This window comes from Pseudoroseomonas cervicalis (assembly GCF_030818485.1).
GTDB classification, from domain to species: Bacteria; Pseudomonadota; Alphaproteobacteria; order Acetobacterales; family Acetobacteraceae; genus Pseudoroseomonas; species Pseudoroseomonas cervicalis_A.
In genome coordinates this window covers 170,184-196,533 of the sequence record NZ_JAUTAJ010000004.1, presented here as the reverse complement: position 1 = coordinate 196,533, position 26,350 = coordinate 170,184, and the positions used below count along the sequence as shown (strand labels likewise).

General features: G+C 72.1%; 27 protein-coding genes. 11 read left to right on the top strand and 16 right to left on the bottom strand.

The genetic code is table 11. From position 1 onward, the window contains the following. Window positions 1-157 precede the first annotated feature (157 nt). From QE401_RS04755 to QE401_RS04725, 7 genes are all read right to left on the bottom strand, one after another. A complete protein-coding gene (locus tag QE401_RS04755; protein ID WP_307137118.1) occupies window positions 158-1,141 on the bottom strand; it encodes an acetamidase/formamidase family protein in 984 nt (327 codons plus the stop codon). A gap of 338 nt (window positions 1,142-1,479) precedes the next feature. After that, complete coding sequence (locus tag QE401_RS04750; RefSeq protein ID WP_307137117.1) at window positions 1,480-3,342, bottom strand: ABC transporter ATP-binding protein; 1,863 nt, start codon at window positions 3,340-3,342, stop codon at window positions 1,480-1,482. 227 nt (window positions 3,343-3,569) lie between these two features. Next, window positions 3,570-4,559, bottom strand: coding sequence for a magnesium/cobalt transporter CorA (gene corA / locus QE401_RS04745; protein ID WP_307137116.1), 990 nt, complete (start codon window positions 4,557-4,559; stop codon window positions 3,570-3,572). A gap of 60 nt (window positions 4,560-4,619) precedes the next feature. Then, window positions 4,620-5,342, bottom strand: a complete 723-nt coding sequence (gene mtnC / locus QE401_RS04740; protein WP_307137115.1) for an acireductone synthase — start codon at window positions 5,340-5,342, stop codon at window positions 4,620-4,622. After that, window positions 5,339-5,878, bottom strand: a complete 540-nt coding sequence (locus QE401_RS04735) for a 1,2-dihydroxy-3-keto-5-methylthiopentene dioxygenase (RefSeq protein ID WP_307137114.1) — start codon at window positions 5,876-5,878, stop codon at window positions 5,339-5,341. The genes mtnC and QE401_RS04735 overlap by 4 nt, the downstream gene beginning before the upstream one ends. Beyond that, a complete protein-coding gene (locus QE401_RS04730; protein ID WP_307137113.1) occupies window positions 5,875-6,495 on the bottom strand; it encodes a methylthioribulose 1-phosphate dehydratase in 621 nt (206 codons plus the stop codon). Before QE401_RS04730 ends, QE401_RS04735 begins: the two co-directional genes overlap by 4 nt. Before the next feature lie 356 nt (window positions 6,496-6,851). Next, window positions 6,852-7,124, bottom strand: a complete 273-nt coding sequence (locus QE401_RS04725) for a twin-arginine translocase TatA/TatE family subunit (RefSeq protein WP_007005879.1) — start codon at window positions 7,122-7,124, stop codon at window positions 6,852-6,854. Window positions 7,125-7,467: 343 nt separating this feature from the next. Here QE401_RS04725 and QE401_RS04720 point away from each other — a divergent pair, with 343 nt between their 5' ends. After that, complete coding sequence (locus QE401_RS04720; RefSeq protein ID WP_307137112.1) at window positions 7,468-8,436, top strand: TerC family protein; 969 nt, start codon at window positions 7,468-7,470, stop codon at window positions 8,434-8,436. A 310-nt stretch (window positions 8,437-8,746) separates the two neighbouring features. Here the strand turns inward: QE401_RS04720 and QE401_RS04715 are convergent, their stop codons facing one another. The 4 genes from QE401_RS04715 to QE401_RS04700 form a co-directional block, all read right to left on the bottom strand. After that, window positions 8,747-9,757 (bottom strand): Bug family tripartite tricarboxylate transporter substrate binding protein, encoded by a 1,011-nt coding sequence (locus QE401_RS04715; protein ID WP_307137111.1) that lies wholly within the window; start codon window positions 9,755-9,757, stop codon window positions 8,747-8,749. Between the two features lie 72 nt (window positions 9,758-9,829). Continuing rightward, a complete protein-coding gene (locus tag QE401_RS04710; RefSeq protein WP_307137110.1) occupies window positions 9,830-10,357 on the bottom strand; it encodes a CHAP domain-containing protein in 528 nt (175 codons plus the stop codon). Window positions 10,358-10,598: 241 nt separating this feature from the next. Next, window positions 10,599-11,510 carry a hydroxymethylglutaryl-CoA lyase gene (locus QE401_RS04705; RefSeq protein ID WP_307137109.1) on the bottom strand — a complete coding sequence of 304 codons (912 nt, stop codon included), beginning with the start codon at window positions 11,508-11,510 and terminating at the stop codon, window positions 10,599-10,601. Window positions 11,511-11,513: 3 nt separating this feature from the next. Next, entirely contained in the window at window positions 11,514-12,731 is a 1,218-nt protein-coding gene (locus tag QE401_RS04700) for a CaiB/BaiF CoA transferase family protein (RefSeq protein ID WP_307137108.1), read from the bottom strand. Between the two features lie 642 nt (window positions 12,732-13,373). Between QE401_RS04700 and QE401_RS04695 the strand changes: the two genes are divergently transcribed. The 6 genes from QE401_RS04695 (at window position 13,374) to QE401_RS04670 (ending at window position 18,015) form a co-directional block, all read left to right on the top strand. Next, entirely contained in the window at window positions 13,374-13,748 is a 375-nt protein-coding gene (locus tag QE401_RS04695) for a CidA/LrgA family protein (RefSeq protein WP_307137107.1), read from the top strand. Next, a complete protein-coding gene (locus QE401_RS04690) occupies window positions 13,748-14,467 on the top strand; it encodes an LrgB family protein (RefSeq protein WP_307137106.1) in 720 nt (239 codons plus the stop codon). The genes QE401_RS04695 and QE401_RS04690 overlap by 1 nt, the downstream gene beginning before the upstream one ends. A gap of 103 nt (window positions 14,468-14,570) precedes the next feature. Continuing rightward, window positions 14,571-14,918, top strand: coding sequence for an RNA 2'-phosphotransferase family protein (locus QE401_RS04685; protein WP_307137105.1), 348 nt, complete (start codon window positions 14,571-14,573; stop codon window positions 14,916-14,918). Window positions 14,919-14,999: 81 nt separating this feature from the next. Beyond that, window positions 15,000-16,046: an ABC transporter substrate-binding protein gene (locus tag QE401_RS04680; RefSeq protein ID WP_307137104.1), complete on the top strand. Its 1,047-nt coding sequence runs from the start codon at window positions 15,000-15,002 to the stop codon at window positions 16,044-16,046. A 2-nt stretch (window positions 16,047-16,048) separates the two neighbouring features. After that, complete coding sequence (locus QE401_RS04675) at window positions 16,049-17,239, top strand: ABC transporter permease (RefSeq protein ID WP_307137103.1); 1,191 nt, start codon at window positions 16,049-16,051, stop codon at window positions 17,237-17,239. Further along, window positions 17,236-18,015 (top strand): ABC transporter permease, encoded by a 780-nt coding sequence (locus QE401_RS04670; protein WP_307137102.1) that lies wholly within the window; start codon window positions 17,236-17,238, stop codon window positions 18,013-18,015. Before QE401_RS04675 ends, QE401_RS04670 begins: the two co-directional genes overlap by 4 nt. A 9-nt stretch (window positions 18,016-18,024) precedes the next feature. On the opposite strand, the gene QE401_RS04665 is transcribed toward QE401_RS04670, so the two are convergent. Together QE401_RS04665 and QE401_RS04660 are read right to left on the bottom strand one after the other, a co-directional pair. Beyond that, window positions 18,025-18,840 carry an aldo/keto reductase gene (locus QE401_RS04665; protein WP_307137101.1) on the bottom strand — a complete coding sequence of 272 codons (816 nt, stop codon included), beginning with the start codon at window positions 18,838-18,840 and terminating at the stop codon, window positions 18,025-18,027. A gap of 171 nt (window positions 18,841-19,011) precedes the next feature. Continuing rightward, complete coding sequence (locus QE401_RS04660) at window positions 19,012-20,178, bottom strand: MFS transporter (RefSeq protein ID WP_307137100.1); 1,167 nt, start codon at window positions 20,176-20,178, stop codon at window positions 19,012-19,014. Window positions 20,179-20,309: 131 nt separating this feature from the next. Here QE401_RS04660 and QE401_RS04655 point away from each other — a divergent pair, with 131 nt between their 5' ends. The 3 genes from QE401_RS04655 to QE401_RS04645 all read left to right on the top strand — a co-directional run bounded on the left by QE401_RS04655 (window position 20,310) and on the right by QE401_RS04645 (window position 22,509). Further along, window positions 20,310-21,218, top strand: a complete 909-nt coding sequence (locus QE401_RS04655) for a LysR family transcriptional regulator (protein ID WP_307137099.1) — start codon at window positions 20,310-20,312, stop codon at window positions 21,216-21,218. A gap of 121 nt (window positions 21,219-21,339) precedes the next feature. Beyond that, window positions 21,340-22,095 (top strand): superoxide dismutase, encoded by a 756-nt coding sequence (locus tag QE401_RS04650; RefSeq protein ID WP_307137098.1) that lies wholly within the window; start codon window positions 21,340-21,342, stop codon window positions 22,093-22,095. Window positions 22,096-22,197: 102 nt separating this feature from the next. Further along, window positions 22,198-22,509, top strand: a complete 312-nt coding sequence (locus tag QE401_RS04645) for a hypothetical protein (RefSeq protein WP_307137097.1) — start codon at window positions 22,198-22,200, stop codon at window positions 22,507-22,509. A 32-nt stretch (window positions 22,510-22,541) separates the two neighbouring features. Here the strand turns inward: QE401_RS04645 and QE401_RS04640 are convergent, their stop codons facing one another. Further along, on the bottom strand, window positions 22,542-23,633 hold the full coding sequence (locus tag QE401_RS04640; RefSeq protein WP_307137096.1) for an ABC transporter ATP-binding protein: 1,092 nt from the start codon (window positions 23,631-23,633) through the stop codon (window positions 22,542-22,544). Between the two features lie 112 nt (window positions 23,634-23,745). On the opposite strand from QE401_RS04640, the gene QE401_RS04635 reads away from it, so the two are divergent. Further along, a complete protein-coding gene (locus tag QE401_RS04635) occupies window positions 23,746-24,765 on the top strand; it encodes an enoyl-CoA hydratase/isomerase family protein (protein ID WP_307137095.1) in 1,020 nt (339 codons plus the stop codon). 65 nt (window positions 24,766-24,830) lie between these two features. Here the strand turns inward: QE401_RS04635 and QE401_RS04630 are convergent, their stop codons facing one another. Next, a complete protein-coding gene (locus QE401_RS04630; protein ID WP_307137094.1) occupies window positions 24,831-25,991 on the bottom strand; it encodes a YbfB/YjiJ family MFS transporter in 1,161 nt (386 codons plus the stop codon). A 27-nt stretch (window positions 25,992-26,018) separates the two neighbouring features. Beyond that, window positions 26,019-26,300, bottom strand: a complete 282-nt coding sequence (locus QE401_RS04625) for a hypothetical protein (protein WP_307137093.1) — start codon at window positions 26,298-26,300, stop codon at window positions 26,019-26,021. Window positions 26,301-26,350: the final 50 nt, after the last annotated feature.

The following is a 26,350-nucleotide window of genomic DNA, read 5'->3' as shown; positions in this document are numbered from 1 at the left end:
TGGGGTGCGCCCACAAGATGCGGCGTCGGAGCCAGGGTTAAAAAGGTGTGGACAACCCTGGGGACGGAATCGGGATGGCGTGTGGATCATGGGGACAGCTCCGGCGCGGCGCCCCGGAGCGGCCCCCGGGCCGGCACCGCCGGATCGGCAAGAGGCCTCAGAACAACAGGCCTTTGCGCAACAGGCCGTGCACGCCCTTCTCCCCGTTCACCGTCTGGGTGACGTGGAAATCCACGGCCAGGGAGCAGAACTGATACGCTTCTGCCGCAGAGATCTGCGCCCGCGCCACGATGAAGGCGATCATCTCGCGCAGCGCCTGCTTCATGGCGAGGTCCAGATCCTCGTTCATGCCCATGCTGATGTAGTGGGTGGGCGTCTCGGCGCGCGGGAAGCGCAGCGCCGGCTGGCGGGCGCCGCCGCCCTTCTCCAGCGTCAGGCGGAAGGTGCCGGTCAGGCACATCTCCAGCGCGGTGACGCAGACCTCGCCATCGCCCTGCACGCCATGCCCGTCCCCGGCGCTGAACAGCGCGCCCGGCGCATGCACCGGCAGCCAGAGCGTGCTGCCCGCCACCAGTTCCTTGTTGTCCAGATTGCCGCCATGCGCGCGCGGCTCCTTGGTCGAGATCGGGCCCCATTCCACCGGCGGTGCCACGCCCATCACCCCGAAGAAGGGCGAGAGCGGCAGGTCCAGCCCGCCCTTCGGCCCGAAGGGCAGCCGGCAGGTGTTGGCGGCGCGGTCCACGGGGATGTGGATCAGCCGGCGATAGGGGAAATCCTCCGGCAGCGTGCCGACCAGCGGGCGGAAATGGTTGTAGCCCCAGTCGGCGCCCAGCTCGATCGCCTCGATCTCGACGCGCAGCGCATCGCCCGCCTCGGCCCCCGCCACGGCGACCGGGCCGGTGACCAGATGCGGGCCGAGCTGCGCCAGCCGCCCCTCCGCCACCGCCGCATGGATCGCCTGCAGCTCGGGCGGCACGGCCAGGCCGCTCTCCGGCGGCGGCATCACCTGCGCCGGGCCGGAGACGCATTGCATCACCACACGGTCGCCGGAGGCCACCGTCAGCACCGGCGCGAAGGCTGCATCGAAGGCGCCAAACCGCACCGTTTCCGGTGCCGCATCAAGGCGATGGGTGGTGGACATGGCTTTCCCTCCTGGCGCGGCCACCTTCCCCGCCCCCCCCTCCCCCGTCAATCTTCTTTCAACTGCCGGTCATGGCCTGGACGGGATCGCTGCACGGGGGCGCTGCGCATTGGCCCAGGGGGGCAAGCTATGCTTCTGCTGAACGAGTCGCATGGCTGAGTGCAGCGTCCCGCTTCTCAGCGGGATGGCGGCAGCCCGAAAGAAAAACGGTCATGGCTGAGACGGGATCGCTGCACGGAGGCGTTGCGTATCGGCCCGGCAGCGCACGCCGCGCTTCCGTCCAACGAGTCGCTACGGTGACGTGCAGCGTCCCGCCTCTCAACGAGGCGGCGGCAGCCTTAAAGAAAACCGCCGGATTGGCGGTGCCAGAGCTGGGCGTAGACGCCGCCGAGGGCGAGCAGCGCGGCGTGGCTGCCCTGTTCGACGATGCGGCCCTGGTCGAGCACGACGATGCGGTCCATGCGGGCCAGGGTGGAGAGGCGGTGGGCGATGGCGATCACCGTCTTGCCCTGCATCAGGCTGTCGAGCTGTTCCTGGATGGCGGCCTCGACCTCGGAATCGAGGGCGCTGGTGGCCTCGTCCAGCACCAGGATCGGCGCGTTCTTCAGCAGCACGCGGGCGATGGCGATTCGCTGGCGCTGGCCGCCGGAGAGCTTGACGCCGCGCTCGCCCACCTGGGCGTCATAGCCGCGGCGGCCGCGCCAATCCTGCAGCGCGCGGATGAAGCCATCGGCCTCGGCCTGGGCGGCGGCGCGGAGGATGTCCTCCTCCGAGGCGTCGGGGCGGCCGAAGCGGATATTGTCGCGCACCGAGCGGTGCAGCAGCGCGGTGTCCTGCGTCACCACGCCGATGGCGGCGCGCAGGCTGTCCTGGGTGACACTGGCGATGTCCTGGCCGTCGATCAGGATGCGGCCCGATTGCGGGGCGAAGAAGCGTAGCAGCAGGTTCATCGCGGTGGTCTTGCCGGCGCCCGAATGGCCGACCAGGCCGACGCGCTCGCCGGGGGCGATGTCGAGGTCGAAGCCGCGCAGCACGCCCTGGCCGGCGCCGGCATAGGTGAAGTCGACCTGCTCGAAGCGCAGATGGCCCTCGGTCACGCGCAGCGGGCGGGCGGCCGCGGGGTCGGGGGCGGTGGGCGGCACGGCGATGCTGCCGGTGGCTTCCTGCACCACACCGATATTCTCGAAGATGCCGGCGACGTTGAAGGCGACCCAGCCGGAGATGTTGGCGATCTGCCAGGCCATGGGCAGGGCGGCGGCGACAACCGCGATCTCGATCCGCCCGGCATTCCACAGCGACAGCGCCAGCGCCGCCATGCCGACCAGCAGGCAGGCATTGAGGCTGGAGAGCATCAGGCTGTTCAGCGTGATCATGCGCATCTGGCGCTGGAAGGCGTGGGTGAGGCCGAGCACGCCCTGGCGCACCTCGGCATCCTCCTGCTCGGCGTTGGCGAAGAGCTTCAGCGTCAGGATGTTGGTGTAGCTGTCGACGATGCGCCCGGTGAGCAGGCTGCGCTGCTCGGAGGCCGCCTTGGAGCGGGCGCGCATGCGCGGCAGCATCAGCCGCAGCATGGTGCAGTAGATGGCGAACCAGAGCAGGATCGGCAGCGCCAGCCAGGCGCTGGCGCTGGCGAGGTAGAGCACCGCGCCGGTGCCATAGACCAGGATGTACCAGATGGCGTTGACGCCCTGGACGATGCTCTCGCGCAGCGCCGGCCCCGCCTGCATGACGCGGTTGGCGATGCGGCCGGCGAAATCCTCCTGGAAGAAGGGCAGGCCCTGGCGGGAGACCAGCCAGTGGCTCTGCCAGCGGATCAGGCTGGTGAAGCCGGAATTGATCGCCTGCTGGCTGATCAGGTTCTGCAGCAGGATGGCGCCGGGCCGCGCCAGCAGCAGCACCAGCGCCATGCCGAGCAGCGAGGGCCAGGCCTCGGCGAAGAGCGTGCCGGGGGCGTGGTCGGCCAGCAGCCCGGCGACGCGGCCGATGAAGACCGGGATCAGCGCGTCCAGCAGCGCGACGGTGAGGCCGGCCAGGAACAGCATGGCAAACAGCGCGCGGCCCTGGCGCAGGAAGTGCCAGTAGAAACCCCAGAGCCCCTTGGGCGGCGCCGCCTCGGGCACCGCCACGCCGAAGGGGCGCGCGGCCTTCCGGCCCGGCGGCGCGACGGGGTCGATCAGGGATTCGAAGAAGCGGAACAGCATGGGCGCAGGGCGCGCCCGGCGGGGCGGGAAGTCAAGGCGCGGCGGCGTGACGGCTGCAGCGCGGCGGGCGCGCAGGTGCTTCCGAGTCAGCCCGGCAGCGCGCCCAGCCTCACCGGAGGCAAGGAAATCCCGGAAAAACCCTCACCACGAAAGCACGGCTTTTCACCCCGAGTCCCGCCTTTCCACCCGACGGCGGCAGCCCGAAAGAAAAGCAGCCCGAAAAAAAATCAGAGCCAGCCTTTGCGCTTGAAGTAGAGGATGGGGAGGACGGCGCTGATCACCATCAGCAGCAAAGCGAGCGGGTAGCCGAAGCTCCAGTTCAGCTCGGGCATGGCCTGGAAGTTCATGCCGTAGATGCTGGCGATCAGGGTTGGCGGCATCAGCGCGACGCTGGCGACGGTGAAGGTCTTGATGATGCCGCTCTGGTCGATGTTGATGATGCCGAGCACGGCATCGAGCAGGAAATTGGCCTTGTTGTTGAGGAAGGCCGCGTGCTCGACCAGGGAGCGGACGTCGCGGATCAGCGTCTTGATGAGGGTCTTGTTTTCCTTGCGGACGGCGGTGTCCTTCTCGGCGCCGACGAAGGTGAGGATGCGGGTCAGGCCGAGCAGCGTCTCATTGGCGCGGCTGGTCACCTCACCCACCTGGCCGATGGCGATCAGCGCGTCCTTCAGGCTGGCGTCGCGCGCCTTCACCTTGGCCTTCTGCGAGCCGCGGGCATTGTGGAAGACCTGCCGGCTGGCGCGGTCCATATCGGCGCCGATGCGCTCCAGCACATCGGCCAGCCGGTCCACCACCTGCTCGAACAGATGCAGCATGACGGCGTCCGAGGTCTCGATCAGCGCGGGCGTGCGGCAGACGCGGGCGGCGAAGGCGGCGAAGGCCTTGGGCGTCGCGTAGCGCACGGTGACGAGGGCGGAGCCGGCCAGCACGAAGGTGATGGCGGTGGAGCCGAACTCCCCCTCCTCCACCCCGTAGAGGAAGTTTGCGGTGAGGAAGAGCGCCTCCTCCTCCTTGTAGAGGCGGGAGGAGCTTTCGATCTCCTGCATCTCCTCCCGCGTCGGGATTTCCAGGGCGAGGGCCTGCTGCACCGCCCGCTCCTCCTCCGGCGTCGGGCAGAGCAGGTCGATCCAGACGGCCTGGCGCAGCGCCTCGGCGGAGGGCACGCCCTCCTGCCGCAGCGTGCGCCCGGCCTGCACGGTGTAGGTGGTCATCATGCCGCGCGCTCTCCCGCCAGGGATGTCGAGGGTCGGTGGGTGGTCTCGGTCGGTGCTGTCTCAGGCGGCCAGGCGCGGCACGGGCAGGCCGAACAGGGCGGCGACCGCCGGGAAGTCGGGCGCCTGCGGATGGCGCGGGCTGGGCTGCGTGCCATCCTGCGGCCGCACCAGCTGGCAGACCGAGAGGCCCGCATTGGCCGCGGCGTCCAGCTCCTCGGCGATGTCGGAGAGGAACAGGATCTCCTGCGGCGGGCGGTGCAGCCCCTGGGCGATGGCGGCGTAGCTGGCGGCCTCGCGCTTGCCGCCTACCGCCGTGTCGAAGAAGCCGCCGAAGAGCGGCACCAAATCGCCGGCGATGGAATGGCCGAAGAGCAGCTTCTGCGCCGCCACCGAGCCCGAGGAATAGACCGCCAGATACAGCCCGGCGCGCGACCAGGCGCGCAGGCAGGGCGCGACATCGGGCCAGAGATGGCCCTCGATCTCGCCGCTCTGGAAGCCGCCGCGCCAGATCAGCCCCTGCAGGGTCTTCAGCGGGCCGATCTTGGCGTCCTCGGCCATCCAGCGGCGCAGCGCCTGGCGCACATCCTCGCCCGGCTGGGCCAGGCGCGCGGCCTCGCGCAGGCAGGCGGCGACCTCCGCCTCCTCCCCATGCGCGTCGAGGAAGCCGTCCAGCGCCCGCTCCGCATAGGGGAACAGGGTCTCCTTGACGAAGGCGATGGCGCTGGTGGTGCCCTCGATATCGGTCAGGATGGCGCTGGGCGGCGCCTTGGCCAGCCCGGTCATCCGGTCACCGCCGGGAAGCGCTCGGCGATGTCAGCGCCGGTGTAGTGCGGGGTCCAGCCGGTGGTGTCGGTAAAGACGCGCAGCGCCGTCACATGCGGCTCGGTGCCGGCGTCGAACCAGTGCTGGGTGTTGGCCGGCACGCTGATCAGGTCGCCCCTTGTGCAATGGGCGTCATAGATCTTGCCGTCCACATGCATGATGAAATTGCCGCTGCCCTCGTGGAAGAAGCGGATCTCATCCTCGGTGTGGGTGTGCTCGGAGAGGAATTTGGCGCGCAGCGCCTCCTTCTGCGGATGGTCCGCGGTCAGGCGGATGACATCGGCGGTGCCGGCGGCGTGGCCAGCCATGAAGGCGTCCAGCTGCGGGCGATAGGCCTCGAGCACCGCCTCGGCCGGGGCGCCCGGGGGCAGCGGCGCCACCTCCCAGCGCTCGAAGCGGACATGGATCGGGGCCAGGGCGGCGGCGATCTCGGCCGCGTCGCCGGTGCGCAGCAATTCCTCGCCGGTGGCGGCGTCCTTGATGGTCAGAAGGCTCATCGGCTGCTCCTCCGCTCCTGCATCTCGCATTCCAGCATGAATTCCAGCGCTTCCAGCCGGGCCAGCGCCGCATCCATGTCGGCCGCCCATACATAGACGCCGTGGCCGCGGATCAAATAGCCCGGCGGGATGACAGAAAGCCCATCCCAGCGCGAATCCACCACGCCCTGCAGGCGCGGAATGTCCTGGTCATTGTCGAAGACCGGCACGTCCAGGCTGGCCGCATGGGTGGGCAGGCCGGGGAAGGCCTTCAGCAGCTCGTAGCCGGCGAGGGTGATGGCCTCGCCGGCGGCGCGGGAGAGCACGGTGTTGGCGATGGAATGGCCGTGCAGCACCGCGCCGGTGCCCGGGAAGCGGCGATAGATGCCGCAATGCAGCAGGGTCTCGGCCGAGGGGCGCAGCGCCGGATCCTCCGGCCGCCCCTCCAGATCGACCACCATCACCGAATCCGGGCCGAGGAACCCCTTGTGCTGGCCGGAGCGGGTGATGGCGACGCGGCCGCCCGGCAGCAGCACGGAGAAATTCCCGGCCGTGGCCGGCACCCAGTTGAAGCGGTCCATGCGGCGCCCGGCGCCGATGATGGCCTGGATGGCGGCCTCGGGGATGGCTGCGGGCATGGCGTGTTCCTGCAGGCGTGGTCGGGGCGGCCCCGCGAGCGGGGCGATGCGGCGGGGAGATAGCGCAGGCGCCGGCACGGCGGCAGCCTCGGCCGCATGAAACAAGCGACAAAAACGCCGCCCGCCCGGCCGGGGGCACGGGCGCGGGCGGCGGCATGGGGCGGGCGAAGCCGGCGGCGCCATGAAGAAGGCCCGGGGGCGACTTCCCCCCCCGGGCCGTTCGGAAACGGGCCGCGCTGCGCGGGCGTGGCGGGACAGCCAGGCTGTCCGGCTTCATGCCGGCCTTGGGCGGCGGGGCCGGGCTCAGACGGCGGGGCGCATCGCCCCGGCGCCGGCCCCGGCCTGGCGCGACCGCCTCAGGCGGCGGGGTGGGAGGAGTTGGAGGTGCGCGGCTCGGTGCTGGTGGCGCGCGCCTGGGCCGCGGGGCCCGACAGGTTGCCCGCCGGCTGCGAGGGCGGCGCCTCGGCCGCCATGGAGGCGTCCTTGTCGTCATCCTCCTTCATGTTCTGCTTGAAGGACTTGATGCCCTTCGCGAGGTCGCCCATCAGGCCGCTGATCTTGCCACCGCCGAACAGCAGCAGGACCACGAGCAGCACGACAAGCCAATGCCAGATGCTGAAGGAACCCATAGTTAAGCCTCGATCCAATTGGGCGGCCGCCGCACCGGAGGAGCTGTCCCCCGCCAGCCGGACCGCGTCTCCTCGCCTCGATGGCCGACACTAGTGTCCCGCACACCATCGCGCAAAGGGGAGATGGCGTGAATCGCGCCCGGAAACAACCGGTCTTGCGCGCGGATGAAGGATCCTCCATAATTTAATCGATCCGGGCCCCTCTGGCGACCCGGCGAGGGGCGCGTGCGCCCCCGCCATCGTGATGTCGGATCGACTTCTCGCGCAATCCGGGCCCGGTGCGCATTCCCGCCGCTGACAACAGCGCGTGCGGCCGGCCCCCCTGTTGAGAGGCCGTGCCCGAATGGAAGCTTCCATCTGGTTCTGGGTAATTTTCAATGCCGGCGTGCTCGGGCTGCTGCTGCTCGACCTCGGCGTCTTCGCCAAGAAGGACGCGCATGGCGACCCGGCGCCCGTCCCGGTCAAGACCGCGCTGATCAAGTCGGCCGCCTATGTCACGCTGGCGCTGCTGTTCTTCGGCTGGCTGCGGCTGAACTATGGCGAGACGCCGGAGATCCGCTCCGCCAAGAGCCTTGAGTTTTTGACCGGCTACATCATCGAGTGGTCGCTCTCGGTCGACAACATCTTCGTCTTCGTGCTGCTGTTCGGCAAGTTCGCCGTGCCGGCGGCCTATCAGCACCGCGTGCTGTTCTGGGGCATTCTGGGCGCGCTGGTGATGCGCGGCGTGATGATCCTGGTGGGCACCGCGCTGATCCGCGAATTCGACTGGGTGATGATCATCTTCGGCCTGTTCCTGATCTATAGCGGCTGGCAGATGCTGCGCGCCGCGGATGAGGAGCCGGACCCCACCGACAACAAGCTGCTGGCCTGGCTGCGCAAGCGCCTGCCGGTGACCGATGGCTATCGCGGCAAGGCCTTCACGGTGCGTGAGGCCGGCAAGCTGATGGTCACGCCGCTGGCGCTGGTGCTGATCCTGGTCGAGCTGACCGACCTGGTCTTCGCCCTCGACAGCATCCCGGCGATCTTCGCGGTCTCGACCGATCCGTTCATCGTCTACACCGCGAATGTCTTCGCCATCCTCGGCCTGCGCGCCATGTATTTCGCGCTGGCGGGCGTCATCCACCGCTTCAAGTACCTGAAGCACGGGCTGTCGATCGTGCTGATGATCGTCGGCGCCAAGATGCTGGCCAACTGGTTCGCCGGCGGCAAGGCGGTGCCGGTGGAATACGCCCTGGTGCTGACCGCCTCGATCATCGCCGGCTCCATCGCGCTGTCGCTGTGGAAGACCCGCGGCGAGCAGCCGCAGCACTGACCCTGCGGGGGGCCATGGCTTCCCGGCCTGCCGGGGCGGGCGCACCCGCCCCGGCCAGCATCCCGCCTCCGCGGGGAGGGCCCCTCCCTTCCCCGGCCGCGCACGAAGAACGGGGGAGGCTCGCGCCTCCCCCGTTTGCCGTTTCGGTGCCTGCCGCGGAGCGGCCACTCAATCCTTGCGCCGCGAAGCGGCCACTCATCCTTGCGCCGCGGAGCGGCCACTCAATCCTTGCGCCGCGGGGCGGCCACTCCATCACCACGCCGCGGGGCGGCGTGCCGATCAGCTCTCTCGCCGCGCGGCGGCGCCGGGCTCAGCCATCGGCGCGGATGCCGAGCTTCTCGATCATGCCGCCCCAGCGCGCCGTCTCCTCGGCCACCCAGGCGGCCAGTTCGCGCGGGCCGCTGCCGACGATCTCGAAGCCGGCGGTGTCCATGGCCTGGCGCACCTGCTGGCTGGCCAGCGCCGCCTTGGCCTCGGCGGCCAGCCGCTCGATATGCGGCGCCGGCATGGAGGCCGGCGCCACCAGGGCGTTCCAGGCATAGGAGGTGGCGCCGGGCAGCCCGGCCTCGATCAGCGTCGGCACCCGCGGCAGCAGCGGCAGGCGCCGCTCCGAGGTGACGGCGAGCGCCCGCACCTTCTCCTCGCGGATCTGCGGCAGGATGCCGGCGACGGTCAGGATGACGGCGCTGATGCGCCCCGCCACCAGGTCCAGCACCGCCTGGGGGAAGCCGCGATAGGTGACGTGCTCCAGCTGGATGCCGGTGCGGCTGACGATGTCGACCATCGCCAGATGCCCGCCCGAGCCGGGCCCCACCGAGCCATAGGTCAGCAGGCCGGGCTGCTTGCGGGCATGCTCGACGAAATCCTGGAAGCTGCGCACCGGCAGTTCCGGATGCACCACCAGCACCTGCCCGGCGCGCGCCAGCCAGGAGACCGGCGCCAGGTCCTTCTGCGGGTCGTAGGGCAGGTTCGGATACAGCGCGCGGGCGGTGGCCAGCGGCCCGTTGATGGTCAGGCCGAAAGTGTGGCCGTCGGTGGCCTTGGCCACCATGTCGGTGCCGATATTGCCGCCGGCGCCGGCGCGGTTGTCGACCACGCAGGGCTGGCCGAGCGCGCTGCTGTAATGCGGCGCCAGCAGCCGGCCCAGCAGGTCCGGGGTGGAGCCCGCCGGGAAGGGCACCACCAGCCGCAGCGGCCGGTCCGGCCAGGCGGGGGCGGCCGGGGCCTGGGCCTGGGCCCGCGCCAGGCGCGGCGCGGCCAGGGCGGCGCCGCCCAGCGCCGTGGCGCCGAGGGCAAGCAGCGAGCGGCGATGCAGTGTCACGTCCTCAACCTCCAGCCGGGCTCACGCCGGGTTGAGCATGGCCCGTGCCGCCCGTCCAGGGCCTGCGGCGGCTCAGCGCGCCGCCCATTGCGAGCGGGCATGCACGAAGCCCGCCGCCGGATAGGCGGTGACGCCATAGGCGCCGCTCGGCGGGTACCAGACCTTCACCACCGACCAGTCATTGCGGGCCGAAACGTCGAGCACCGGCTGGTCGCGCATGATGCGGCCCTTCAGGCTGCCGCTGGCCCAGTTGGCGTGGTCCACCCGGATCTCGCGCGCGGACACGACGCGGCTGACCACGGCCAGGTGGCCATCGCGCATGCGGCCGCTGCGGGCCAGCACCAGCACGCTGCCCGGGCGCGGCGCGCCGCCGCGCTCATAGCTGCCGGCGGCGGCGTCCCACCATTGCCAGGCATCGCCGCGCAGATCGACGCCGGAGCGCGCCCGCGCATAGGGCACGCAGGTCACCGGCTCGCGCAGCGCATCCGCCCCCAGCACCGGGCCGCGCGGCGCGGCACCGCCACCGCCGCAGGCCGCCAGCAGCAGCAAGCCCAGCAGCATGAACGGCCGCAGCCAGGCGACCCCCCCTCCGATCCCCATTCCCGATCCCGCGCGGCCCCCGCCGCCCGGCCCCCTGCCGCCCGGCCGCCGCCCCCTGCGGCGCCCTTCCAGCGGCTCGTCGCGGCCCGGCGCCAGCGGCCCCGGACCCCTCGCCGCGCCCCCTCGCCGCGCCCCCTCGCCGCGCCATGACCGCCTCCCCCGAGGCAGCCCGGCCCGGCCATCGACAGCCCCGCCCTCCCCCCGGAGGGCGGCCGCTGTCAAGCCACAGCCAGACCCGGCCTCAGGCCGCCGCGCGCTGCGGCCGCACCGCCGGCACCTGGCGCAGATGCCCGCCCGGCGTGCCGCCCGGCACGCTGGCGCAGAGATCGGCGGCCAGCAGCAGCCGGTCGAAATCCACCCCGGTCTCCGCCCCCATGCGGTGGAACATCCACACCAGATCCTCGGTCGCGGTGTTGCCGGTGGCGCCGGGGGCGAAGGGGCAGCCGCCGAGGCCGCCCGCCGCGCCGTCGAACACCCGCACCCCCGCCTGGTAGGCGGCCAGCGCATTGGCCACGCCCATGCCGTAGGTGTCATGGCCGTGATAGGCCCAGGGATTCTCCCAGGAGGCCACGGTGTGGCGGAACAATTCCCCCACCTGGTCCGGCGCCGCATTGCCGGTGGTGTCGGCGACGCCGATCTCCATGCCGAGATCGAGGGCGAAGACCTGCTCGATCACATCCAGCGCGTCGCGCACCGGCACCACCCCCTCGAAGGGGCAGTGGAAGGCGCAGGACAGGTTGAAGCGCATCGCCACACCCTGCCGCCCGCCCTCGCGCACCAGTTCGGACAGCTCGGCCAGGCTCTCGGCGCGGCCGCGGTTCAGATTGGCGCGGTTGTGCGATTCGGTGACCGACATGAAGAAGCCCAGCCGGTCGGCGCCCGCCGCCATGGCCAGGTCGAAGCCCTTGCGGTTCGGCACCAGCACGGTGCATTCGAGGCCCGGCAGCGCCTTGGCGGCGGCCAGCACCTCGGCCGTGTCGGCCATCTGCGGCACATGGCGCGGGCTGACGAAGCTGCCCACCTCCATCCGCCGCACCCCCGCCTCATACAGCGCGCGGACCATGGCGATCTTGCGCTCGGTCGGCACGAAGGGGCCGATGGATTGCAGCCCGTCGCGCGGCGCGACCTCGCTGATGGTGACGCTCTCGGCCATGTTTCAGCCCTCCCCCAGCCAGTCCTGGAACACCTGCCTGTTGTGCGCCCCCGCGGCCGGTCCCGTCCAGCGCACCATGTCCTCCGGCGCCACCCCGTCGAAGCGGAAGGGCGCGGCCGGGTGCAGCACATTCCCGATCAGCGGGTCCTGTACCGCCATCACCGTGCCGCGGGCGCGGAAATGCGGGTCCTCGGCGATGTCCTTGATGTCATAGAGGCGCGAGCACGGCACCTCGGCGCCTTCCAGGATGTCCTGCGCCGCCTTCGCCGGCAGGGTGCGGGTCCAGGCGGCGATCGCCGCATCCAGCTCCGCCGCATGGGCGCAGCGGCCGGCATTGTCGGCCATGAGCGGATCGGCGGCGAGCTCCGGCCGGCCGATCGCCGCCATCAGCCGGCGGAAGATCAGATCCGAATTGCCAGCGACGCAGAGCCATTTGCCATCGGCGCAGGGATAGGTGTTGGTGGGTGCCGCGGTCGGGATGGCGGCGCCGGCCGGCTGGCGGATCCGGCCCGTCAGCCCGTATTCGGGAAGCATGCCCTCCATCAGGCTGACCACGCTGTCGACCAGGTTGATGTCGATGATGCGGCCAGCCCCGTCCGCCTGCCCGGCATCGCGCCCCCAGCAGGCGGAGACCACGGCCATCGCCGCATACATGCCCGCCAGATCGTCGCTGATGGAGATGCCGCAGCGCGGCGGCGGCAGCTCGGTCTGGCCGGGATTGGCGGTCAGGTGCCGCAGGCCCCCCATCGCCTCGCCAATGGCGCCGAAGGCCGGCTTGTCGCGATACGGCCCGTCCTGGCCGTAGCCGGAGATACGGGCGATCACGAGCCGCGGATTGACGCCATGCAGCACCGCGGGGCCGAGGCCGATGCGCTCCAGATAGCCGGGCCGGAAATTCTCGACCAGCGCGTCGGCGCGGGCGGCCAGGCCCTTCAGCCGCGCCTGGTCGCGCGGGTCCTTCAGGTCCAGCGTCACCGACAGCTTGTTGCGGCCATGGATGCTGAACCACACCGGATGGCCGTTGTGCCGGCTGCCCCAGCCGCGGATCGGGTCGCCCTCCGGCGGCTCCACCTTCACCACCTCGGCGCCCATATCGGCCAGCAGGCGGGTGGCGAAGGGGCCGGCGATGTAGTGGCCCAGCTCCAGCACGCGCAGCCCGGCCAGCGGCAGGCGCGGCGCGGCGCCCTCCCCGCTCTCCGGACGCGCACCGGCTGGATCCACGGATGGCCCCACGGATGGCCCCACGGATGGCTTAGCACTCATGCGCGATGACTTCCCTTCCTGGCGTCGACTCTCTTGGGGGCACGGCACCCCGCCCCAGCCATGCCCCCCTTCCTCCCTCCCCACAAGGTTTTCTATCGGCTGCCGGTCAGGGCCGGGACGGGAGGGGCTGCGGCGGCAACCGGGCGCCTGGGTCCAGGGGAAGCAGCGACCGGGGTGCAGGCCGGGGAGGCTTGGCGCGGCCCGGCAAGGCCGGCCGGGATCCCGCCGGCAACATGGGCCAGCGCTTTTTTTGCGCCGCACCGGCCTGGGCGCGGCTTTGGAAACCCGCCGGAAACCATCCGCCCCGCATGATGCCGCCGGGCCCGCAACCCAGGCCCTGTCTCTCCCGATCGGCACCGGGCCCCTAAGACCGGTGCCGCCGCGCCAACCAGCCTTCCCGGCGCGGTCGACCTTGGGGCGGATCCTCCCCCGGATCCGCCCCGATTTTTTTGCAGGGCTCGCGGCCTTTATTGCAGCGCAGCAAGGGCCGATGATCCAGGGCTCGCCGAGCCCTGCGGAGTGCCCCAGCATGCAGCCCCTCTCCCCCCTCGCTTCCCTCTTCCCCCGCGCTTCCCTCCCCTTGGCCCGGCGGGCCGGCGCATGATCCGCGGCCTGACCCTCCTGCTGCTCTGCCAGCTCTGCGGCGAGGTCGCCGCCCGCGCCCTGCATCTGCCGGTGCCGGGGCCGGTGATCGGCATGGCGCTGCTCTTCGCGGGCCTGCTGCTGCGCGACCGGCTGCGCGACGATGGCGCCGAGCCCGAGGCGCCCGGCGCCCCCGGCCTCGGCCAGACCGCCGACACGCTGCTGACCCATCTCGGCCTGCTCTTCGTGCCGGCCGGGGTCGGGGTCGTGGTCTACCTGCCGCAGCTGGCGCGCGACTGGGCGCCGCTCTCGCTGGCCGTGCTGGCCGGCACGCTGGCCGGCATCGGCTTCACCGGCTGGTTCGCCGAGCGGCTGATGCGGAGGCATGGCTGATGGTCGACCTGCAGGAGATCTGGGTCTATCTGGCGCGCGACCCGCTGGCGGCGCTGACCGCCACGCTGCTGGCCTGGATGGCGGGGCTGAAGCTGGCCGCGCTGTGCCGCTGGCATCCGGCGGCCAATCCGGTGCTGTTCGCGGTGGCCCTCCTGGCGGCGGCCCTGCTGCTCACCGGCATCGACTACCGCAGCTACTTCCAGGGCGCGCAATTCGTGCATTTCCTGCTCGGCCCGGCGACGGTGGCGCTGGCCGTGCCGCTCTACCGGCAATGGCAGCATGTGCGCAGCTCCGCCCTGGCGGCGCTGGTGGCGACCATCTGCGGCGGGCTGGTGGCGGCCTCGGTCGGGGTGGCGATCGGCCTCGCCCTGCACGCCGCCCCCGAGGTGACGGCGAGTCTGGCGCCGCGCTCCGTCACCACCCCCGTCGCCATGGGCATCGCCGCGCAGATCGGCGGCCTGCCGGGGCTGACCGCGGCGGTGGTGCTGGCCTCCGGCGTGGTCGGCGCCACGCTCGGGCCGCTGACGCTGAACCTGGCCCGGGTGCGGGACTGGCGCGCCCGCGGCCTGGCCATGGGCACGGCGGCGCATGGGCTCGGCACGGCGCGGGCCATCTCGGTCAATGCCACGGCCGGCGCCTTCAGCGGGCTGGCCATGGGGCTGAACGCGCTGGCCACCGCCCTGCTGCTGCCGCTGCTCTGGGGGCTGCTCTTCGGCTGAGACGGGGCGACAGGGAAACGAGACGAGGCAGCCTGTCCGGCGCCTCCCCCGGCCCCTAGCCTGCGGGTCGGTGGCAGCAAGCCGCCGCCGCAGGAGAGAGACGATGCCTGGCGCCGCCGAGAGCCTTCCCCATCCCGAATTGCGGCGCCTGGCCGAGGCGCTGCGCCACCAGCCGGCCCTGGCCGAGCGCTATGCCGGCGCCGCCGATCTCGACAGCCTGGAGCGCCGGCTGCGCCAGGATGGCTACGCCGTGCCGCGCGCCGCGCTGGAGCAGGCCGTGGCGCAAAGCGACAGCACCCAGAGCGCGCTGGAGGACGGCCAGCTCGACCAGGTGCAGGGCGGCAACATGATGTATTACTACACGATGTCCTTCATTCAGGCGCGCGCCAACAATCCCGCGCTGAACGACATGACCCTGCCGCAGTGGCTGGCCAAGGGCTCGCCCCGCTAAATCACCCCTTCGCACCTTGGCTTGACGGTTCTACCCTTCCCTCCAGCACGCCGGATTGACATGGCGATGGGGAGTGCAGGGATGCTGCGGAGACAATTCGGCGCCGTTCTGGCGCTTGGTGCCACCCTTCTGGCCGGCGGCGCCGCGGCCCAGCAGCGCGACCTCACGGTCGTCTCCTGGGGCGGCGCCTATCAGGACGCCCAGCGCGACATCTTCTTCCGGCCCTTCCAGCAGCAGACGAACACGCGCCTGCTGGAAGAGACCTGGGATGGCGGCGTCGGCGTGCTGCGCGCCAAGATCCAGTCCGGCGCCAACAACTGGGACGTCGTCCAGGTCGAGAGCGAGGAGCTGCTGCTCGGCTGCGAGGAAGGCCTGTTCGAGCGGATGGATTTCTCCGCCATCGGCGGGCGCGACCATTTCATCCCGCAGGCGGTCAGCGATTGCGGCGTCGGCAACATCCTCTACTCCTTCGTGCTGGCCTATGACCGCGCCCGCATGCCGGATGGCCCGCGCAACTGGGCGGATTTCTTCGACACCACCCGCTTCCCCGGCAAGCGCGCCCTGCGCCGCGGCCCGAAGGTGACACTGGAGATCGCGCTGCTGGCCGATGGCGTGCCGCCCGGCGAGGTCTATCGCGTGCTCGGCACCCCGGCCGGCGTCGACCGCGCCTTCCGCCGGCTGGACGCGCTGAAGCCGTATATCGTCTGGTGGGAGCGCGGCAGCCAGCCGGCGCAGCTGCTGGCCAGCGGCGAGGTCGCCATGACCAACGCCTATAATGGCCGCATCACCGCCGCCAACCAGAATGACGGGCGCAATTTCGGCATCGCCTGGGCCAACAACCTGTTCACCCTGGATTCCTGGGTGATCATGAAGGGCAGCCCGAACCGCCAGCGCGCGCTCGACTTCATCCGCTTCGTCAGCCAGCCGCAGCTGCAGGCCCAGCTGCCGCCGCGCATCCCCTATGGCCCGACGGCGCGCGGCGCGCAGGACGGGCTGCCGGCCGAGGTGCTGGCCAACCTGCCCACCACCCCGGCCAATGCCGAGGGCGCGCTGCAGATCAGCGACCAGTTCTGGCTCGACAATCTCGACCGGCTGAACCAGCGCTTCAACAACTGGGTGTCGCGGTAAGCGTGCAGAGACGCTGGATGGCGGCGGCGCTGGTGGCGCCGCTGCTGCTCTTCCTGCTGGCGGTGTTTGTGCTGCCGATCGGCGCCTTCCTGCTGCGCGCCGTGCAGGAGACGGATGTGGCGCCCGTTCTGCCGCGCAGCGTCGCCGCGCTGTCCGGCTGGGATGGCCGCGCTTTGCCGGGTGACGCCGCCCATGCCGCGCTGATCGAGGATCTGCGCGAGGCCCGCGCCCGCGACCAGGAAAGCGGCGCCGGCAGCATCGCCCGCGCCGCGGCGCGGCTGAACGCCGACTGGCCCGGCTTCCGCAGCCTGCTGCCGATGACCGCCCGCCGCGCCGGCAGCCTGGAGGGCAATCCGCGCGAGGCGCTGCGCGGCATCAGCGAGGACTGGGCGAGCCCTGGCCCCTGGGCCGCGATCCGCCGCGCCGGCGGGCCCTATTCCGATTTCAACCTGCTCGCCGTGCTGGACCTCAAGCGCGACGCGGCGGGCGCCATCGGCGCCGCCCCCGAGCAGGAAAGAATCTTCCGCGCCATCCTGTGGCGCACGCTGTGGATCGGCGCGCTGGCGACGCTGATCTGCCTGGCCATCGGCTATCCGCTGGCCTGGCTGATCGCGACCGCCCCGCCGCGCTGGGCGCCCTGGCTGCTGGGCGGCGTGCTGCTGCCCTTCTGGACCAGCCTGATCGTGCGCACCGCCGCCTGGACCGTGCTGCTGCAGCGGGAAGGCGTGGTGAATGCCGCCCTCTCCGCCCTGCAGCTCACGGCCGAGCCGCTGCCGCTGCTCTACAATCGCGGCGCCGTGCTGCTGGCCATGGTGCATATCCTGCTGCCCTTCATGGTGCTGCCCATCTATGCCAGCCTGAAGGCGCTGGACTGGCGGCTGCCGCGCGCGGCGCTGTCGCTCGGCGCCACGCCGCTCACCGCCTTCCTGCGCGTGTCGCTGCCGCTCTCCCTGCCGGGCGTCGGCGCCGGTTGCCTGCTGGTGTTCATCCAGGCGCTGGGCTTCTACGTCACGCCCGCGCTGCTGGGCGGCGCCAATGACCAGATGGTGCCCTATTTCGTGGCCTTCTACGCGTCCCGCACCGTCAATTGGGGCATGGCGGCGGCGCTGTCCCTGCTGCTGCTGGCCGCCGTCGCGCTGATGGTCGCGCTCTATGCCCGGCTGGTCGGCTTCGGCAAGGTGAAGACCGCATGAAGGCGCCGCGCATCCTGCTCTGGCTGGTGGGGCTGCTCGCCATCCTGTTCCTGCTGACGCCGGTGCTGGCGGTGCTGCCGCTGTCCTTCTCCGCCGGCTCCTTCCTGTTCTATCCGCTGCCCGGCCTGTCGCTGCGCTGGTACGCCGATTTCTGGGCCTCGGATTTCTGGCTGCCGGCGCTGTGGAACAGCTTGCGCGTCGGCGCCGGCGCCGCGCTGGTGGCGGGCAGCCTGGGCACGCTGGCCGCCTTCGGCCTGTGGCGCGCCCCCTTCCCCGGCAAGACGCTGGTGATGGCGGTGCTGCTGGCGCCCATGGTGGTGCCGGCGATCATCGTCGCCGTCGCGCTGCTGCTGGCCTTCGGCCCGCTCGGCCTGACCAATTCCTTCACCGGCCTGGTGCTGGGCCATGCGGCGCTGGGCGCGCCCTTCGTGGTGGTCACCGTGCTGGCGTCGCTGCAGCAATTCGACGCGGTGCAGCTGCGCGCCGCGGCCTCCTGCGGCGCCTCGCCTTCGCGGGCCTTCTGGCGCGTCTGCCTGCCGCAGATCATGCCCGGCGTCGCCGCCGGCGGGGTCTTCGCCTTCGCCACCTCGCTGGACGAGGTGGCGATCGCGCTCTTCATCGCCGGCCCCGCCCAGCGCACCTTGCCGCGGCAGATGTTCTCCGGGCTGAACGATTCCATCAGCCTGACGATCATGGCCGCGGCGATGATCCTGGTGCTGATCTCGGTGCTGCTGCTGGTGGCGGTGACGCTGCTTCGCCGCCGCCAGCCGCACTAGCCCCGGGCGTCAGTCCCAGGCCGGCGCCAGCCCCTCGGGGCTGACGATCCGGCCATCCGGCCGCGCCAGGGCATGGATCGCCGCCATCTCCGCCGCATCGAGAGCGAAGTCGAAGATGGCGGCGTTCTCGGCCAGGCGCTCGGGCCGCGCCGTCTTGCTCAGCGCCACCACGCCGGGCTGCTGCACCAGCCAGCGCAGCACCACCTGCGCCACGCTGCGGCCATGGCGGGCGGCGATGTCGCGCAGCAGCGGGTCCTGCAGCACCTTGCCATCGGCCATGGCGTAATAGGCGGTCAGCGCCATGCCGGCCTGGCGCAGCGCACCCAGCACCGGCCCCTGGTCCAGATAGGGATGGTACTCGACCTGGTTGGTGACCAGCGGCGCGTCGGACAGGCGCCGCGCCTCGGCCAGCAGGGCGGTGGAGAAATTGCTGACGCCGATATGCCGCACCAGCCCCGCCTGCCGCACCGCGTTCAGCGCGCCGATCTGCTCGGCCAGCGGCACCGCCTCATTCGGCCAGTGCAGCAGCAGCAGGTCCACATGGTCGGTGCGCAGCTTGCGCAGGCTCTCCTCGACCGAGGCGCGGAAGGCGGCGCCGGCGTAGTTCGTCACCCAGACCTTGGTGGTCAGGAAGATCTCGCCGCGCGGCGTGCCGGAGGCGGCGATGGCCTCGCCCAGCTCGGCCTCGTTGCCATAGATCTGCGCGGTGTCGAGATGCCGGAAACCCTGCGCCAGGGCGGCCGGGACGATGCGCAGCACATCCGGGCCGGGCATGCGGAAAGTGCCGAGGCCGAGCGCGGGAATGGCGGCGCCCTGCGCGGACACCAGCGGTGTTTCATGAATCATGGGAACAGAACCTTCTGTTCGAAGTGAAGTTCAGGAAGGGTTCTTTTTTGGAAAAAAGAACCAAAAAACTTTTTTCAGTGAGCGTCCCGCTTTGGGCCTGAGGCGGGACGCGAAACTGGAAGAAATCTTTTTCTTCAGAAAAAGAAGATTCTAGGCTGCCACTGCCTTATCCAGCCGCGACGACCACCGCGTGAGCCCCAGCGCCAGCGCCACCAGCACCGCCCCGACCCAGGGCGTCGCCCCGAGGCCGAGCGGCGAGGCCACCACCTGCCCGCCGGTCCAGGCGCCCAGCGCGATGCCGAGGTTGAAGGCCGCGATGTTCAGCGCCGAGGCGACATCCACCGCCTCCGGCCGGTGCCGCCGCGCCAGCTGCACGACATAGAGCTGCAGGCCGGGCACATTGGCGAAGGACAGGAAGCCCAGCGCCGCGAGGGTGGCCAGCGCCAGGGCCGGGCTGGGCGCGGTCAGCGTCAGCAGCGCCAGCACCGCGGCCTGCAGCGCGAACAGCCAGCTCAGCGCCCGCACCGGGTTGCGGTCGGCCAGCCTTCCGCCGGCCAGGTTGCCCGCTGCGATGGCCAGGCCGTAGAACACCAGGATCAGGCTGACACTGCCCTCGCCGAAGCCGCTGACCTGCTGCAGCAGCGGCGAGAGATAGGTGAAGGTGACGAAGGTGCCGCCATAGCCCAGCGCCGTCATGCCGAAGACCAGCAGCAGCCGGGCGCTGCCCAGCACGCGCAGCTGCTCGGCCAGCCGCGCCGGCGGCGCCTGGCGCAGCCGCGCGGGCAGCAGCAGCAGGATGGCCAGGAAGGCCACCAGCCCCAGCCCGGCCACCGCCCAGAAGGTGGCGCGCCAGCCGAAATTCTGGCCGATCCAGGTGCCCAGCGGCACGCCGGTGACGATCGCCACCGTCAGCCCCATGAACATCATGGCGATGGCCGAGGCGCGCCGGTCTTCTGGCACCAGATCGGCGGCGATGGTCGCTCCCACCGAGAAGAACACGCCATGCGCGAAGGCGGAGAGCACCCGCGCCGCCAGCAGGGTGGGATAGTCCGGCGCCAGGGCGGCGGCGCTGTTGCCGGCGACGAACAGCGCCATCAGCCCGAGCAGCAGCGCCTTGCGGCCGAGCCGCCCGGTCAGCGCCGTCAGCACCGGCGCGCCGAAGGTGACGCCCAGCGCATAGACGCTGACGATCAGCCCGGCGAGGGGAAGCGTGATATCGAGATCGGCCGCCACCGTGGGCAGCAGGCCGACAATGACGAATTCCGTCGTGCCGATCGCATAGGCCGCGACGGTCAGCGCGAAAATGGCCAGAGGCATGGGAAGATCCCGCAGAAAGGGCCGCGAAGGGGCGGCCGCCCGTGTCACCGGCCGATATGCCCCTGCCCCTTCCGCGCGATAACGCGGCATAATGCGCCAGGATCTGTGACTCTGATTCAAAGGCAGTGGCGATGGACAACCGCGCGGGAGAGATGCAGGCGGTGCTGCTGGCGGCCGATCTCGGCAGCTTCTCGGCTGCCGGGCGGCGGCTGGGGCTGACGCCCTCGGCCGTCAGCCGGCTGGTCTCCCGGCTGGAGGACCGGCTCGGCACGCCGCTGCTGCTGCGCTCCACCCGTGCCCTGCGGCCGACGGCGGAGGGGGAGATCTACCTCGCCCGCGCCCGCCGCCTGCTGGCCGAGATCGAGGAGACCGAGCGGCTGGTGGCCGCCGGCGCCCTGCCGCGCGGCCCCTTGCGGGTCAGCGCCACGGTGGGCTTCGGCACGCAATGCCTGGTGCCGCTGCTGCCGGTCTTCCTGGAGCGCTATCCCGGCATCACCCTCGACCTGTCGCTGACCGACGGGCTGGTCGACCTGATGGAGGAGCGCACCGACATCGCGCTGCGGGCGGGCGCGCTGCGCGATTCGGCGCTGAAGGCGCGGCTGGTGCTGCGCTCCCGCCGCGTGGTGGTGGCATCGCCGGCCTATCTGGCGCGACACGGCACGCCGCAGGTGCCGCAGGACCTCGCCGCGCACAATTGCCTGGGCTTCAATTTCCGCCACCGCGCCGGCGGCTGGCCCTTCCGCGACCCGGAGACGGGGCGCCTCTCCACCGAGGCGACGCCGGGCAATCTCCGCGCCAACAACGGCCCGACGCTGCGGCAGCTCTGCCTGGCCGGGCTCGGCCTGGCGCGGCTGGCGCGCTTCCATGTGCAGGCCGAGATCGATGCCGGCCGGCTGGTGCCGGTGCTGGAGGAGCACAATGCCGAGGATGTCGAGCTGATCCACGCCCTCTATATCGGGCATGGGCATCTGGCGGCGCGCATCCGTGCCTTCATCGATTTCCTGGTCGAGCGCATGGGCGGCGGCGCCGAGCTGCGCTGAACGATGCGGCGTGGCCCTGGCGGTCCGCCGCGCGCCTCCCATCTTCGGCAGGCGGGGGCGGACGGCCCTGCATCCCGCCCCCCGCTGGGGTGTTAACCGGCCGGACCCAGGGAGATCACGCATGACCACCCCTCTGATCGCGCGCCGCGGCGCCCTGTTCGCGGCGGGCTCGCTGCTGGCCGCCGGGCTGCTGCCGGGCCGTGTCTTCGCCCAGGCCGCGGCGCCGGCCGCCGCCCCGCCCCCGGCGGCCGGCCCCTTCAGCCTGCCGGCCCTGCCCTACGCCACCAACGCGCTGGAGCCGCATATCGACGCCACGACCATGGAGCTGCACCATGGCCGCCACCACGCCGCCTTCATCACCAATCTGAACACCCTGCTGAAGGACCACGGCCAGCTGGCCAGCCTGAAGCTGGAGGAGCTGCTGGCGAAGCTGGGCGAGGCGCCGGAGGGCATCCGCACCGCGCTGCGCAACAATGGCGGCGGCCATGCCAATCACTCGATGTTCTGGCAGATCATGGGCGGCCGCGGCGGCAACCCCTCGGGCGAGCTGGCCGAGGCGATCAACCGCGATCTCGGCGGCATGGAGAAGTTCCGCACCGACTTCAACGGCACCGGCGCGCGGGTCTTCGGCTCGGGCTGGGTGTTCGTGCTGGTCGATCGCGAGGGCAAGCTGAGCCTGGCCAGCCGTCCCAACCAGGATTCGCCGCTGATGGACGGGCAGCGCGTGCTGATGGGCAACGATGTGTGGGAGCACGCCTACTACCTGAAATACAACAACCGCCGGCCCGAATACCTCGCCGCCTGGTGGAACGTGCTGGACTGGGAGAAGATCGGCCAGCGCTACGCCGCCGCCAAGGCCGGCACGCTGGGCGTCTGACGCGCCCGGGGCGCGCCGGGGCGTGGACCCCGGCGCTGCGCCCTGGGGCGTCTCGCCGCATCGTGGTTCGGCCGCGCGGCGCGGCCGGGCTACAGCCCTGGCATGCGCCGACTGACCGCCCCCGCCCTGGGCCTGCTGCTGCTGGCCGCCGCCCCGCCCGCCCGGGCCGAGGCGCCCGGCCCGATGACCGGCGCCGCGCTGCATGACGCGCTGCGCACCCCGCCGGGCTCCGCCGGCCGCCAGCGCGCCGCCGCCTATCTCGAGGCCCTGCAGCCGGGCGCGCCGCGCTGCCCCGGCCCGCCGCTGAAACCGCATGAGCGCGAGGCGCGGGTCTTCGACCACCTGGACCGCCTCTCCCCCGCCGCACGCCAGGGCGAGGCCGCGCCGCTGGTGCACGACGCGCTGCGCTGCTGAGCCGCGCCAGCCGCCGTTACGCCGTTACGCCGTTACGCCGCGAAGGCGTGGGCGTGCTCGGCCTCCCAGGCCAGCGCCGCCGGGCCGCCCGGCTCCGGCAGCTGGCCGCCGCCGATGGCGCGCTTGACCAGGATCTCGCCCCCCTCGCCGAGGCCGAGGCGCAGCCGCACATGGTCGCCCTGGAAGATCGCCTCCCGCAGGGTCGCCGGCAGCGCCCAGTCGTCCAGCGCCTCGGCGGCGACCGGGGCTACCGCCACCCGCTCCGGCCGCACCGCCACGATGCAGCGGCTGCCGGGGCCGCCGGCATCCACCGGCCGCGCCCAGACCTCCGGCCCGCAATCCAGCTTCACCCGCACCAGCCCGTCCTCGGCCGCCGCCACCTGGCCGGGCAGCCGGTTGTTCTCGCCGACAAAGCCGGCGACGAAGGCATTGGCCGGCGCCTCATAGATGCTGCGCGGCGGCGCCAGCTGGCGCACCAGCCCGCCCTCGAACACCGCGATGCGGTCCGACAGCGTCAGCGCCTCCGCCTGGTCATGCGTCACATACATCATGGTCAGGCCCAGCCGCTGGTGCAGCGCGCGGATCTCGTACTGCATCTCCTCGCGCAGCGCCTTGTCCAGGGCGCCCAGCGGCTCGTCCAGCAGCACGATCGGCGGCTCGAACACCATGGCGCGGGCCAGCGCGATGCGCTGCTGCTGCCCGCCCGAAAGCTGCTGCGGCCGCCGCTCGCCGAAATTCTCCAGCCGCACCATCGACAGCGCCCGCTGCACCCGCGCCGTCCGCTCGGCCTTCGGCACGCCGCGCACCTCGAGCGGGAAGGCGACATTCTCGGCGACGCTCATATGCGGGAACAGCGCATAGGACTGGAACACCACACCGATGCCGCGCCGGTGCGGCGGCAGGCGCGCGATGTCGCGCCCCTCCAGCAGGATGCGCCCCTCGCTCGGCATCTCGAAGCCGGCCAGCATCATCAGCGTGGTCGTCTTGCCCGAGCCGGAAGGGCCGAGCAGCGTCAGCAGCTCGCCCTTCATCACCTCGAGGTCGAGCTGCCGCACCGCATAGCCGGAGGCGGCGGGGCCATAGGCCTTCTTCACCCCCTCGAACCGGACCAGAGCCTCAGCCATCCAGGTCGACCCTCTCCTGAGCACGGCCCCAGCCATTCCCGTCCCGGGGCGGGTTGTCAACCGCTCCCCTTCCCGCGACCCTGGGCGCCGACAAGAAATGGAGGAATGCCGAATGGACGATGCCGCGCAGAGCCTGGTCGCCACCCGCGAGGGGCCGCAGGGAGAAGTCGGCCGCCTGCTGATGAACCGCCCGCGCGCGCTGAACGCGCTGGACCTGGCCATGATCGACGGCTTCGCCGCCGCCATCGCCGCCTGGCGCGACGATGCCTCGCTGCGCCTGGTGCTGCTGGAGGGCGCCGGCGACCGCGCCTTCTGCGCCGGCGGCGATGTGCGCCAGGTGCGGCTCGACGTGCTGGAGGGAAGGCCCGAGGCGGTCGCCGCCTTCTTCACCCGCGAATACGCCGTCAACGCCGCCATCGCGTCCTTCCCCCGCCCCTGGGTCAGCCTGATCGACGGCGTCTGCATGGGCGGCGGGCTCGGCGTCTCGGTGCATGGCAGCCACCGCATCGTCACCGAGCACGCGCTGCTGGCCATGCCGGAGACCGCCATCGCCCTCTTCCCCGATGTCGGCACCAGCCATGTCCTGCCGCGCCTGCCGGGCGGGCCGGAGGGCGGGCTCGGCCGCTGGATCGCGCTGACCGGCGCGCGGCTGAAGGGGGCGGAGGCGGTCTCCGCCGGGCTCGCCACCCATTACGTGCCGCGCGAACGCCTCCCCGCGCTGCGCGAGGCGCTGCTGGAAAGCGGCGACATCGCCGTGCTGGACCGCTTCGCCGAAGCGCCCGGCGAGACCCGCATCGACGCGCTGCGCCCGGCCATCGCCCGCTGCTTCGGCCAGCCCGACCGCGCCGGCATCGAGGCGGCGCTGGAAGCCGAGAACACCGACTGGGCGCGCGAGCAGCTGGCCATCCTGCGCCGCGTCTCCCCCACCTCCGTCGCCGTCACGCTGGAATTGCTGCGGCGCGGCGCGGCGCTGGATCTCGCCGCCTGCCTGGCGCTGGAACTGGCCCTGACCCGGCCGGTCACCCAGCATCCGGATTTCGCCGAAGGGGTGCGCTCCGTGCTGGTCGACAAGGACCAGGCGCCGAACTGGGCGGAGACGGCGCGGATCGGGGATATCTTTCCGGCAGCATAAGTCAAAAAAACAGGGGCTCCGCCCCTGGCCCCGCCGGGGGGACAGGGTCCCCCCGGACCCCGCCATCAGGGGCGCAGCCGCGGCACCCGCAGCGCCACCAGCAGGCCCAGCACCGACAGCGCCAGCGCCACCGCAAAGACCAGCGCATGGCTGTCGCCACTGGCGCGGAACAGCGCCGCCAGCACGAAGCCGGTCAGCGCCTGCGCCAGCGCATACAAGGCCGTCGCCCGCACCCAGAGCAGCCCCGCCGCCACCCCCGATAGCTGCCGCACCGCGCCCAGCGCCACGGCGGAAATGCCGATGCCGGAAAACCCGCCCAGCAGCGCCGCCAGCAGCACGAAGCCGCCGCCCGGCCCCAGCGCCGCCAGCAGCGCCGCCACCTGCACCGTGAGCCAGACCAGCAGCGTCGCGCGGCCGCCGATGCGCCCCACCGCCCGCCCGCCCAGCAGCGTGCCCGCCACCCCGCCCAGCCCGAACAGCGCCCACAGCGCGCCCAGCGCCAGCGGCCCCAGCCCATGCCCGCGCGCGCCGAGATCGGCCAGATACACCATCGGCGCCGCCATCCCCGCCGCCGACAGCCCATAGGCCGTCATCAGCGCCGCCGCACGCGGCACCGCCTGCGCCTGCGGCAGCCGCATCACCTCGGCCGCCGGCGGGTCCGGCCAGCGCGGCCGCAGCCAGAGCCACAGCAGCAGCGTCAGCGCCGCCAGGCCGAGCCAGATCGCCTCCACCCCCGCCGGCCGCAGCGCCGGCACCGCCAGCGCCCCCAGCACCACCCCGGCACCGACGCCCGAGACCACCACGCCCCCCGCCGCGCCACGCCCCTCCACCGGCGTCACCGCCTGCACGGCCGGGCCGGCCAGCGCCATCAGCACCCCGCCCGCCACCCCCGCCAGCGCCCGCCACAGCGCCAGCCAGAGCAGCCCCGACACCCCGCCCCAATGCAGCGCGCAGGCCAGGAAGCAGAGCAGGGCCAGCACCATGCCGGCATCCAGCGCGCGCGGCACGCCGAGCCGCCGGCCCAGCCACCGCCCGCCCAGCGCCCCCACGAGATAGCCGGAGAAATTGCAGGCGCCGAGCAGCCCGGCCCCGCCGCCATCCACCCAGCCGGCGGCGACCATGGCGGGGAAGATCGGCACATAGGCGAAGCGCGCCAGCCCGATGCCGACGCACAGCGCCCCGGCCCCGGCCAGCGCCGTGGCCAGCGTGGCGGCCGGCCGCCTCATGCCGGCGGAGACGCCAGGCCGGACGGGTCAGCCGGGATCCTCGGCCAGCTGCTCGCGCGGCGGCTGCGCGGCGCGCAGCGCCCGGCGCAGCTTGGCCACACCGGTGCGCACATAGCCGTCGCGGCAGAGCCGCGCGCCCTCCACCGCCAGGCCGCGCGCCACCTCCTGCCGCGCCCGCGGCAGCCGCGCATAGCGGGTGCTGAGCTCGTCGCAATAGGCGAGGCTCGGCGTGAGGAGGCGCAGCTCGGCCCCCGCGGCCGGCAGGGCGGCCAGCGTGAGGGCCAGCAGGCAGGGCAGGCGCAACAGCATGGACACCATACTGACGCGGAGGCCCCTACCCCCCGATGGGCAGCGGATGA